The sequence below is a fragment of the Actinomadura luzonensis genome (genome assembly GCF_022664455.2).
GTDB lineage: Bacteria > Actinomycetota > Actinomycetes > Streptosporangiales > Streptosporangiaceae > Nonomuraea > Nonomuraea luzonensis.
Map to the genome: position 1 here is coordinate 513,481 of NZ_JAKRKC020000002.1, position 11,057 is coordinate 524,537.

12 protein-coding genes are annotated in these 11,057 nt (G+C 72.2%); 9 read left to right on the top strand and 3 right to left on the bottom strand.

Going from position 1 to position 11,057, the window contains the following annotated elements; genetic code table 11:
* The first annotated feature begins 100 nt into the window (after positions 1-100).
* From MF672_RS32580 to MF672_RS32600, 6 genes are all read left to right on the top strand, one after another.
* A complete protein-coding gene (locus MF672_RS32580) occupies positions 101-1,768 on the top strand; it encodes a GMC oxidoreductase (RefSeq protein ID WP_242383079.1) in 1,668 nt (555 codons plus the stop codon).
* A complete protein-coding gene (gene iolE, locus MF672_RS32585; RefSeq protein WP_242383077.1) occupies positions 1,765-2,721 on the top strand; it encodes a myo-inosose-2 dehydratase in 957 nt (318 codons plus the stop codon). The genes MF672_RS32580 and iolE overlap by 4 nt, the downstream gene beginning before the upstream one ends.
* Positions 2,715-3,740, top strand: a complete 1,026-nt coding sequence (locus tag MF672_RS32590; protein WP_242383075.1) for a hypothetical protein — start codon at positions 2,715-2,717, stop codon at positions 3,738-3,740. Before iolE ends, MF672_RS32590 begins: the two co-directional genes overlap by 7 nt.
* A 57-nt stretch (positions 3,741-3,797) precedes the next feature.
* Positions 3,798-4,367, top strand: coding sequence for a sigma-70 family RNA polymerase sigma factor (locus MF672_RS51860; RefSeq protein ID WP_308210582.1), 570 nt, complete (start codon positions 3,798-3,800; stop codon positions 4,365-4,367).
* Positions 4,364-4,729, top strand: a complete 366-nt coding sequence (locus tag MF672_RS51865; RefSeq protein ID WP_308210583.1) for a nuclear transport factor 2 family protein — start codon at positions 4,364-4,366, stop codon at positions 4,727-4,729. Before MF672_RS51860 ends, MF672_RS51865 begins: the two co-directional genes overlap by 4 nt.
* Before the next feature lie 62 nt (positions 4,730-4,791).
* Complete coding sequence (locus tag MF672_RS32600) at positions 4,792-5,349, top strand: dihydrofolate reductase family protein (RefSeq protein ID WP_242383071.1); 558 nt, start codon at positions 4,792-4,794, stop codon at positions 5,347-5,349.
* 24 nt (positions 5,350-5,373) lie between these two features.
* Here MF672_RS32600 and MF672_RS32605 read toward each other — a convergent pair whose 3' ends face one another.
* Positions 5,374-5,955 (bottom strand): TetR/AcrR family transcriptional regulator, encoded by a 582-nt coding sequence (locus tag MF672_RS32605; RefSeq protein ID WP_242383069.1) that lies wholly within the window; start codon positions 5,953-5,955, stop codon positions 5,374-5,376.
* A gap of 72 nt (positions 5,956-6,027) precedes the next feature.
* On the opposite strand from MF672_RS32605, the gene MF672_RS32610 reads away from it, so the two are divergent.
* Positions 6,028-6,591 carry a DoxX family protein gene (locus MF672_RS32610; RefSeq protein WP_247815519.1) on the top strand — a complete coding sequence of 188 codons (564 nt, stop codon included), beginning with the start codon at positions 6,028-6,030 and terminating at the stop codon, positions 6,589-6,591.
* A gap of 286 nt (positions 6,592-6,877) precedes the next feature.
* Here MF672_RS32610 and MF672_RS32615 read toward each other — a convergent pair whose 3' ends face one another.
* Positions 6,878-7,657: an NAD(P)H-dependent oxidoreductase gene (locus MF672_RS32615; protein WP_242383065.1), complete on the bottom strand. Its 780-nt coding sequence runs from the start codon at positions 7,655-7,657 to the stop codon at positions 6,878-6,880.
* Between the two features lie 141 nt (positions 7,658-7,798).
* Between MF672_RS32615 and MF672_RS32620 the strand changes: the two genes are divergently transcribed.
* Positions 7,799-8,650 carry a helix-turn-helix transcriptional regulator gene (locus tag MF672_RS32620; RefSeq protein WP_242383064.1) on the top strand — a complete coding sequence of 284 codons (852 nt, stop codon included), beginning with the start codon at positions 7,799-7,801 and terminating at the stop codon, positions 8,648-8,650.
* Between the two features lie 10 nt (positions 8,651-8,660).
* Positions 8,661-9,533 (top strand): intradiol ring-cleavage dioxygenase, encoded by an 873-nt coding sequence (locus MF672_RS32625; RefSeq protein WP_242383062.1) that lies wholly within the window; start codon positions 8,661-8,663, stop codon positions 9,531-9,533.
* Between the two features lie 98 nt (positions 9,534-9,631).
* On the opposite strand, the gene MF672_RS32630 is transcribed toward MF672_RS32625, so the two are convergent.
* On the bottom strand, positions 9,632-11,053 hold the full coding sequence (locus MF672_RS32630) for a non-reducing end alpha-L-arabinofuranosidase family hydrolase (protein WP_407654809.1): 1,422 nt from the start codon (positions 11,051-11,053) through the stop codon (positions 9,632-9,634).
* Between the last annotated feature and the right edge of the window lie 4 nt (positions 11,054-11,057).

Below are 11,057 nucleotides of genomic sequence, written 5' to 3' on the forward strand. Positions count from 1 at the left end.
TTTACTGAGAGTAATCAAATGAATTCTCTTGGTGTTCTGTGAGGGGTGCGCGCACTTCCGCACGGGAGCGCGCCCGCGAACCCCCTTCGGAGGACGCTTCATGTTCGACCCGCACCACCCCGACGTCCTGATCATCGGCGCCGGCCCGGTCGGCGCCACGTACGCCCGGGTGCTCCTGACCCTCCACGAGAACATCACCGTCACCATCGTCGACGCCGGCTCCCAGCTGTCCGAGAACCAGGGCATGCACCTCCGCAACCAGCGCGTGTACCAGGACAACTGGAACACCTTCGGCGACGTCGTCACCGGCAACCTGCAGAAGTTCTCCCGCGTCCTGCCCGGCGGCGGCTATCAGGAGACGCTCGACCGCACCGCGTTCACCCAGCCCGGCGCCCGGTTCGACTTCTACAACCCCGAGCAGGACCCGACGAAGAACCTCTCGGCGGCGGCCGGCGCCTACGCGGTCGGCGGCATGTCCACCCTGTGGACCTGCGCGGTGCCTCGCCCGCACCCGACGATGGAACGTTCCAGCCTCATCAAGGACAGCGAGTGGGACAAGCTGTTCGACGTCGGCGAGAAATTCCTCCGCAAGAGCACCACGGAGTTCGACTTCGAGCGCAACCGCGTGGTGAAGGAGGCGATGACGGAGTTCTTCGCGTCGCGGCCCCACGACTACAAATACCCGGTGCCGGGGAATTATCCGGTGCAGAATCTGCCGATGGCGGCCCGCCGGCAGGGCACCGGCGACTTCGGCGACAAGGACGGCTTCGTGAAATGGACCGGGGTCGACGACATCCTCGCCCCGGTGCGGCAGAACTCCCAGATGCACGGCCGCCTCGCGATCCTGCCCGACCATCTCGTCCGCAGGCTGCGCAGCGACGACAAACCCAACCCCACCTCCCGCATCGACTACGCGGAGGTGCAGGACTTCAGGAACCGCAAGACCATCTCCATCAAGGCCAACCACTTCGTCGTCGCCACCGGCCCGATCTTCGGCCCGCAACTGCTGTGGAACTCCAACATCCGGCACCCGGCGCTCGGCCGCTACCTCAACGACCAGACCGTCGCCTCCTGCATGGTGGTGCTCGGCAAGGACCTCGTCGCCCGGTTCAAGGACGACAAGGGCCACACGGGCATCGCCGCGCTGCCGCCGAACGCGGCCGAGCCGCAGGTCTGGGTGCCCGTCTCGGAGAAGCGGCCCTGGCACGTGCAGATCCACCAGGACCCGATCAACTTCAGCACCCCCGGCCCCGAGCTCGTCGACCAGCGGCTGCTGGTGTTCCTGCAGTGGTTCGGGATGACCGAGCCGATGTGGGACAACCGCGTCAGGTTCTCGGAGAAGTACACGGACGTGATGGGCATGCCGCAGCCGATCTTCGAGTACGAGCTGCCGCCCAAGGCGGTCAAGGAGGCGCACGAGATGATCGGCGAGCTGGCCGAGGCCGCGCTGGCGCTCGGCGGCTGGCTGCCCGGCCACCTGCCCGAGTTCGAGCCGCCGGGGGCGTCCCTGCACCTGCAGTCGACCACCCGCATGGGGGACAAGAGCGACGACTCGGTGGTGGACGTCAACTCCAAGCACTGGGGGTTCGACAACCTCCGGGTGGGCGGCATCAACGTCATCCCCACGGCCACCGCCTGCAACCCGACGCCTACCGCCGTGGCGATCGCGGTCAGGGCCGCCGCCCACCTGGCGCTGGGCCGCGTCCCCACCGACGACGACTACGACCGGATCCTCAAGGCCGCCGAGCAGAAGACGGCCGCCTCGTGACCGCGGCGCAGGACAAGCGGGTCAGGGTCGCGGCCTCCCCGATCAACTGGCGCAACGACGACTTCCCCGTCCTCGGCGCGGACACCGCCGTGGACACCATCCTCGGCGACATGCGGCGCGCCGGCTTCGACGGCACCGAGCTGGGGTCGGTGTTCCCGAGCGACCCGGCGCAGCTCGCCGCCGTGCTGCGGCGGCACGACCTCGCGCTGGCCGCCGGCTGGTTCAGCGCGTTCCTGCTCCAGCACGAGCCGCGCCAGGAGTACGAGCGCTTCGAGCGCCACTGCGCGTTCCTGGCCAAGGCGGGCGCCGGGCACGTGACCACGGCCGAGTGCTCGTGGTGCCCGTTCAAGCAGCCCGGCGACGACCCGTACACGCAGCACTGGCCGGCCGTCGGCCGGCCGCTGTTCCCGCGCTCCGTCCCGGCGCTGACCGACCAGCAGTGGGACCGCCTCGCCGACGGCCTGATCGAGCTCATCGCGATCGCGGAACGGCACGAGCTGACGCTCGGCTACCACCCGCACATCCAGACCGTCGTCGAGAACACCGCGGACCTCGACAAGCTCGCCGAGCGCGTGTCCCGCCGCTCGGACGGCGCCAGGCACCTGCCGATCACCCTCGACACCGGCCACCTGGCCCTGGCCGGCGACAACCCGCTCGACACCCTCACCAAGTACGTCAAGCAGGTCACCCACCTGCACCTGAAGAACATCAGGCCCGCCGTGGCCGAGCGGCTGCGCAAGGACGGCACCGGCTTCGAGTTCGCGGTCATCGAGGGCGTGTTCACCGTCCCCGGCGACGGCGGGATCGACTTCCGGCCGATCTTCAAGCTGCTCCGCGAGAACGACTTCCAGGGCTGGGTGGTGGTCGAGGCCGAGCAGAACCCGGCGAGCGCCGACCCCTTCCTGTACGCCAGGCTGGCGCGGGAGTACATCCGGCTGGAGGCGGGATGGTGACCGCCCGCCAGTGGGACCTGCGCCCCTTCACCACCTGGATCGCCGAGGAGTTCCTGCCGGCCGCGAAGGCGGGCCCGGGCGTGGCCGACTACGGCCAGTCGCCCGGCGCCGGCCGGCCCGCCCTGTACGGCACCGCCGACGCGGCCTGCATCCTCTACACGCTCGACCGGCTCGACACCGGGCCCGCCCGCGTCTGGCTCCAGGCGCTCGCCCGCTACCAGGACCACCGCTCCGGCTACTTCGTCGACGACACCCCGATCCTGCCCACCGCGCACAACACCGGCTTCGCCGTCGCGGCGATGCAGCTGTTCGAGCCGCACCTGCACGACGGGGTGACGCCGCTGGGGCGGCTGTCCTTCGCCGAGCCGATGCGCGACACCGCCTGGACCGGGCGGTTCTTCGACACCCTCGACTGGCGCTCGCGCTGCTACGAGGCCGGCGAGATCGTCACCGGCCTGGCCTCGGCCCTGTTCAACGTCGGCGGCGTCGTCGAGCCCCAGTGGTTCGACTGGCTCGTCGGCTACGTCGAGTCGTCCAAGTGGGACGCCGCCACCGGCCTGGCCGGGGTCGGCAAACCGGCGCACGGCGACCTGGACCAGATCGGCGGCACGTTCCACTTCGACTTCCTCTGGGCCGCGCTCGGCCGGGCGCTGCCGCACGCCGAGGCCCGCGCCAGGACCCTCCTGGGCCTGCAGCGGAGCGACGGCCTGTGGGACGAGCACAACCCCTGGTGGCTGACCTTCGACTCCGTCTACATGCTCGGCCGCACCCTGCCGCACCTGCCCGCCGACCAGGCCGGCCGGGTACGGGACGCGATCGCCGGGGCCGTCACCGCCCTCGCGGGCCGGGCCCTCGACAGCGGCCGGCGCAAGCAGGACTTCACCGACCACTGGCAGGGCGTGCACATGCTCACCGGCGCGCTGTCGGCGTTCGCCTACGCCCAGCAGGTGTTCGGCACCGAGACCCTCCGCACCGACCGGCCGCTCCGGCTGGTCCTGGACCGCCGCCCCTACATCTGACCCCGTCCGTGACCCCCGCCCCCGCCCGGGGGCGGGGGTCTGCGCCATGATGGGGCGGTGGATCTCGAGCCCTACCGCGCGGAGCTGGTGGCGTACTGCTACCGCATGCTGGGCTCGTACCACGAGGCCGAGGACCTGGTGCAGGAGACGATGCTGCGGGCGTGGAAGTCCCGCGACCGCTACGACGCCGGCCGCGCGTCGCCGCGCACCTGGCTCTACCGGATCGCGGCCAACGTGTGCCTGACCGCGCTGGAGGGCCGCGCGCGGCGGCCGCTGCCGTCCGGGCTCGGCGCGCCCGGCGACGACCCGGGGGCGCCGCTCACACCGGCCTTCGACGTGCCCTGGCTCCAGCCGTTCCCCGACGCCCGGTTCGACCTGGGGGCCCGGGCCGACCTGCGGCTCGCGCTGGTGGCCGCGATGCAGACGCTGCCGCCGCGGCAGCGGGCCGTGCTCGTCCTCCGCGACGTCTTGAGTTCAGCGCCGCCGAGGTGGCCGGCCAGCTCGGCACCACGGCCGCGGCCGTCAACAGCGCGCTCCAGCGCGCCCGGGCCGCCCTCGCCGAGGCGGGCGGCACCACGGACCTCACGGAGGTCGGCGACCCGGACGACCCGCGGGTCCGCGCGGTGATCGAGCGGTACGCGCGCGCCTTCGAGGCCGCCGACGTGCCCGCGCTCGTGCGGCTCCTCACCGATGACGCCGTCCTGGAGATGCCGCCGGTGCCGCTGTGGTACCGGGGCGCCCGCGACTACGGCCGGTTCCTGCGCCGCGTGTTCGACCTGCGCGGCACCGGCTGGAGCATGCGGCGGCTGACCGCCGGCGGGCAGCCCGCCCTCGCCGCGTACGCGCCCGAGCCCGGCGGCGGGCACCGCCTGCACACGCTCCAGGTGTTCACGGTCACCGGCGGGCGGATCGCGCGCAACGTCGTCTTCGCCGATCCCGCGGTGTTCGAGGCGTTCCTCCTTCCTGAGCGGATTTTTCTCGACAAGTAGCGATGAATCCGGCCGAGGCCGCCGGTACGTACCGGTGAGCATCGAACGGAAGGAACACCATCGTGAGCGTCATCGTCATCGAGTTCATCACCCTGGACGGCATCGTGTCCGACCCGGACGGCTCCGCCGGCACGCCGGCCGGGGGCTGGGCGTTCCGGCACGGGCCGGAGACGGTCGCCGGGGACAAGTTCCGGCTCGGCCGCGTCCTCGACGACGGCGTCCTGCTGCTGGGACGGGCCACCTGGCAGCTGTTCTCGCGGCTCTGGCCGGGCCGCGACGACGACTTCTCGGCGCGCATGAACGCCGTGCCGAAACTGGTCGCCTCCCGCACGCTGACCGACACCTCGGCGTGGGGCAACTCCCGCGTCATCGACGGCGACCTCGCCGGCGCCGTGCGGCGCGAGCGGCGTGACGTGGTCGTCACCGGGAGCCTGAGCGTGGTGCGCGCCCTGATGGCCGACGACCTCGTGGACGAGTACCGGCTGCTGACCTTCCCCACCGTCCTCGGCGCCGGCGAACGGCTCTTCCCGGCCGGCGGCCCGCCCGCCTACCTGGAGTGCCTGTCGGCCGCGCCGGCGGGGGCGGCCGTCCTCACCCGGTACGGCCGGGCGCCGCGATGAGCGCCCGTACCGGGTGAGGACGGGTCACCCGCCGGCGCCCGTGCCGAGGACGCGGGCGACGACCTCGGGCACCAGCTCCGGCGGGATCGGCCGGTGCGCGACGAAGCGGCGGTAGAAGAAGGGGGCGGTGAGCAGGTCGGTGGTCACCTCGGGGTCGAGCCCGGCGGGCAGCTCGCCGCGGTCGCGGGCCCGGGTGAGGACGGCGATCATCGGCTCCCGGCGGCGGCGGGTGAGGTCGGCGTGCAGGGCGGCGAGCTCCGGGTCGCGCTCGGCGGCGTCGATGAAGGCGGCCAGCAGGCGCGGGAAGCGGGTGCGGTCGAGCAGCTCGACGAACGCGGCCAGCAGGTGCGCGACGTCGTCGGCCACCCGCCCGGTGTCGGGCGCGGGGAACGGCTGGAAGGTGGCGTCCATGGCGTCGACGAGCAGCGCGCCGACGGTGGGCCAGCGCCGGTAGAGGGTCGCCTTGCTGGCCCCGGCGCGCCGGGCCACGGCCTCCATGGTGAGGCCGGGCAGGCCGTCGTCGTCGAGGACCTGGAGCGCGGCCTCCAGCATGCGCCGCCGCGCTCCCTCGCCCCGCGAGATCGGCTCCCTCGCCCCGGCCGCCATTGCCTCACCTCCATCGGAACGCTATCGTACTCATAGGCAAGAGTACGCTTCCGTATCGATGCGAGGTGTGCGATGACCCGCCCCGTCACCGCCTACTGGGTCATCACCGCGATCGTCACCGGCGAATGCCTGGTCGGCGGCGCGATGGACCTGTTCAGGCTGGCACCCTTCTACCCGATGCTGCTCCACCTGGGCTATCCCGGCTACCTGGCCACGATCCTGGGCGTCGCGAAGATCGCGGCGGGGGTGGTCCTGCTGCTTCCCGGGCTGCCCCGGCTGAAGGAGTGGGCCTACGCCGGCGTCGTGATCAACATGGCCGGCGCGGTCGCGTCGCACGTCGCCACCCGCGACGCGGCGTCCGACCTGCTGGCCCCGGCCGCCTTCACCGCCCTGGCCGTCGCCTCGTGGGCCCTGCGCCCGCCCGCGCGCCGCCTGGCCGCCCGCCCGCCTGCCCACCCGGACGCCCACCCGGACGCCCATCCGACGCCCACCCGGACGCCCGCCCGGACGCCCGCCGGACGCAGCGCCCGCCAGGCGGCCGTGACCGCGTGCCCCGCCGCCAGGGCCACGGCGTACCCGGCCGCGCCCACCAGCAGGACGCTGCCGAGAGCGCCGGTGCCGAGCCGCGCGCCGTAGGGGGAGCCGTGCCCGCTCAGCACGCTCGCCGCGTCGGCGACCACGTCCACGGCGAACGTCCCCACCGTCCGCGCGACGGTGACGCCGTTGAGGATCAGGTCGTCCACGGCGGTCAGGGAGAGGAGGTACAGCCACAGGGCGGCGTGGAGCGCCACCGCGCCGAGGCGCGCCACCACGAGGACGCCCTCCCGCGGGCGCCGGGGAACTGCCATGGGCACCCCTCCCGCCGGTGACCGCGACGGCCTCACCGAGCGTACGTCCGCCCGCCGGCCCCGCCAACCCCCGGCTAGGGCCGGACGTGCAGCCGGAAACCGGAGCGGCCCGCCGGCTCCAGCCCCTCCTTCAGGTGCAGCGACGGGATCTCGTAGTCGCCGGCGTTCTGCCGCCGGAACGCGATCGGCTCGGTCGAGTCCAGGGTCAGCAGCCGCTCCTGCCACGCCTTGGCGATGTCGGGGAAGTCCTCGCGGGTGAGGCGGTCCGCGCCGTACAGCACGAACGGCGGCAGCACCTCCAGCCCCGGGTAGTACAGGATCCCGTGCTGGATCGGGAACAGCAGGTCGTCGATCGGGCCGTTGATCCCGCGCTCGGCGTAGTGCGACTCGGGGCCGCCCGCGGTCACCGACAGCAGCGCCCGCCGGCCCGCGAGGGTGCCCTCGCCGAAACGCTCCCCGTACTTGACGTCGTTGTGCTCGCCGACGCCGTAGGCGAAGTGGTAGGTGAAGACCCGGTCGAACCAGCCCTTGAGTATCGCCGGCATCGTGTACCACCACAGCGGGAACTGGAAGATCACCAGGTCCGCCCACAGCAGCTTCTCCTGCTCCGCGCGGACGTCCGGGGTGAGGTTCCCCGTGTCGAAGGCCCGCCCCGAGTCCGCGGCGACCCGCAGCGGGCTCGACGCGGACGGCCCGTAGTCCCCGGCGTCCGCGGCCGCCTTCCAGCGCATCGCGTACAGGTCGCTGACCCGCACCTCGTGTCCCGCCTGCCGCAGCGTGGACACGGCCAGGTCCTTCAGCGAGCCGTTGAGCGACCTCGGCTCCGGGTGGGCATAGACGATCAGCGTCTTCATGTGCACTCCTTCGGAGGATCAGGTGCCTCCGATCCTGCACAGCCGGGCGGCCGTCGTTCAGGGGCTCCGTTTCCGCAGGACCCGGCTTCCTGGTATCGGCAGGACCACCCTCACCGCGGCCGTTCCCGGGATAATGGACGGATGGACGATCTCGCGAGCTTCCTGCGCACCCGCCGCTCCCGGGTCGACCCGGCCGGGGCGGGCATCCCCGCCGACCGGCGCCGCCGGGTCCCGGGGCTGCGCCGCGAAGAGGTGGCGCACCTGTCGGGAGTCAGCGTCGACTACTACGTGCGCCTCGAACAGGGCCGCGCCACGCAGCCGTCCGAGCAGGTGCTCGACGCGCTCGCCCGGGTCCTGGAGCTCGACGACACCGAACGCGGGCACCTGTACCGGCTGGCCAGGCAGCGGCGGCGCAGCCCGAAACCGCCCACCGGGCGGCTGCGCCCCGAGCTGACGCGGGTCCTCGACCTGATCACCGACGCGCCCGCGCTCGTCGTCGACCACCGCCTCGACGCCGCCGCCGGCAACCGCCTCGCCGAGCTGCTGTACGGCCGCCCGATGAAGGGCCTGAACACCGCCCGCCACATCTTCCTGGAGGAGACCGGGCGCGGCCTGTACGCCGACTGGGACCAGTGCACCCGCGACGTGGTCGGCCACCTGCGGCTGGCGGCCGGCAAGTACCCCGAGGACCGGCGGCTGGCCTCGCTGATCGGGGAGCTGGCGATGGGCAGCGAACGCTTCCGCCGGCTGTGGGCCCGCGCGGACGTCCGCGCCCGCACCCACGGCCGCAAGGCCTACCGGCATCCCCTGGTGGGGGAGCTGGAGCTGCACCAGGAGAACTTCACGCTGCCGGACGAGTCGGGCCTGGAACTGCTGGTGCTCACGGCCGCCCCCGGCAGCCCCTCGGCGGACGCCCTGCGGCTCCTGGCCGGCCTCGACGCCGCCGCCGTGCCCGCTTGCCGGTCATCCGAGCGCAGGCCGGCACGGACGTGAGGATGAGAACATGGAACTGTTCAGCGAGGAACGATCAGCGCACGTGGTCGCGCGGAGCTTCGCCGCCACCCCCGACCCGCGGCTGCGGGACGTCCTGACCTCCCTGGTGCGTCACCTGCACGCCTTCGTCAAGGAGGTCGAGCTGACCGAGGAGGAGTGGAGCGCGGCCATCGGCTTCCTCACCCGCACCGGGCAGAAGTGCGACGACGTGCGGCAGGAGTTCGTGCTGCTGTCCGACGTGCTGGGCATCTCGATGCTGGTCGAGACCATCAACCACCGCACCGGCGGCGCCGCGACCGAGTCGACCGTGCTGGGCCCCTTCCACCTGGTCGACTCCCCGCCCCGGGAGCTGGGCGACACCATCGCGCTGGACGGCAAGGGCGAGCCGTGCCTGGTCACCGGCCAGGTCACCGGGGCCGGCGGCGAGCCGCTGCCCGGCGCGCTGGTCGACGTGTGGCAGGCCAACGCCGACGGCTTCTACGACGTGCAGCAGCCCGGCGTGCAGCCCGGGCGGAACCTGCGCGGCCTGTTCACCGCCGACCAGGACGGCCGGTTCTGGTTCCGCACCGTCGTGCCCCGCTACTACCCGATCCCCGACGACGGGCCGGTGGGCGAGCTGCTGGCCGCGACCGGCCGCCACCCCAACCGGCCCGCGCACGTGCACTTCATCGTCACCGCCGAGGGCCACCGCCCGGTCACCACGCACCTGTTCGTCGACGACAGCCCCTACCTCGACTCCGATGCCGTCTTCGGCGTCAAGGAGAGCCTGGTGCGGAGCTTCCCGCTGGTCGACGACCCGGCGCGGGCGGCCGGGGCGGGCCTGCCCAACCCGTTCCGCACCGTGCACTTCGACGTCACCCTGCTGCCCGCCGGGCCGCGGTGAACGATCCGGCCCAGCCGCGGTTCGACCAGGCAGGATGCCGGGCCGGGCCCGGCGGGATGCCGGGCCCGGGACACGGGCTGAAAATCAGCGCCTCAGGGTCAGCGCTGCAGGGTGAGCAGGCCGGGACGGTAGGGCAGCAGGCCGTAGTCGCCGCCCGAGCTGGGGCTGCGCCCCTGGTAGAGCAGTTGCAGGTTGCACGGGTCGACGGTGAAGGTCTGGTCGGCGCTGGTGCGGATCAGCTCGCCGTGGCTGATGTCGTTGGTCCAGGTGGCGCCGCTGTTGGCCTTGCCGGCGAAGGGGTTGCTCTCGGAGGCGGCCTGCGGGGTCCACGAGCCGCCCAGGCTGGTGGCGGTGAAGGAGCGGAAGTAGCGGCCCTGCGCGCCGATGGCCTCGACGAGCATGAGGTACTTGTTCTGGTTCTGCAGCTTGTAGACCTGGACGGCCTCGAACAGGTTGTTGGTGGAGTCGCTCATGACCACCGTGGAGCTGCTGCCGAAGCTGCCGGGGAAGTTCCCGATGGGCATGCTGGCCCGGTAGATCTTGCCGTTGTCGCCGGCGAAGAACAGGTACATGTTCGTGCCGTCACCGATGACCGTCTGGTCGATCGGGCCGGTGCCGGAGCCGGAGATGCTGCCGGAGAACAGCGTCTGCTGCGCCGACCAGCCGTTGGGGTTGGCGGGGTCGGTGGAGGTGCGGTACGAGAAGGCGGTGCCGCCCCACTGGTAGGTGAGCACCCAGATGTTCTTCGGCGCGAAGTAGAACAGGGTGGGCGCGACGGTCGCGGACGACATCGTGTTCTGCGTGGCCGAGGCCATCTCCGACCAGTTGGTGAAGGGGCTGAAGTTCATCGAGCCCCAGCGGGTGCCGGTGTCGTGGGTGGTGGCGTAGACGAGGTGCTTGCCGTTGTAGGGGGCGACGGTGAAGTCCTTCAGCGAGACCCATCCCGACTTGGGGGTGGCCAGCGCGCCGGTGGAGCTCCAGCGGTAGGACGACGGCAGGTCGCAGGTGCCGGGGTTCTGCCCGCCGCCGATCTTGACGAACTGCCACTGCTGGTTGTTGCCGCCCCAGTCGTCGTACTGGACGATGTTGGCGCCGTCGGCGGTGGAGGCGCCCTGCACCTCCAGGGCCTTGCCGCTGTTGCGGTTGATCAGCCGCACGTAGCCGTCGCTGGAGTCGGCGAGCCGCCACTGCTGGTTGGTGCCGTTCAGGTCGCTCCACTGGACGATGGAGCCGCCGTTGGCGGTGGAGAAGTTGTAGACGTCCAGGACCTTGCCGGAGTGGCGGGACTTCACGCGGTAGTAGCCGCCGCCGGAGTCGACGAACTGCCACTGCTGCTGGTTGCCGTCGTTGCGGGTCCACTGGGTGATGCGGGCGCCGTCGTTGGTCGCCAGGTTGTAGACGTCCAGGGCCTTGCCGCTGTTGCGGTTGACCAGGACGTACCAGGCGGTGGTGTCCACGGTGGCCGCGTTGGCGGACTGGGCCTGCAGGGCGACGAACAGGCTCGCCAGTAACGTGGCCACCGTC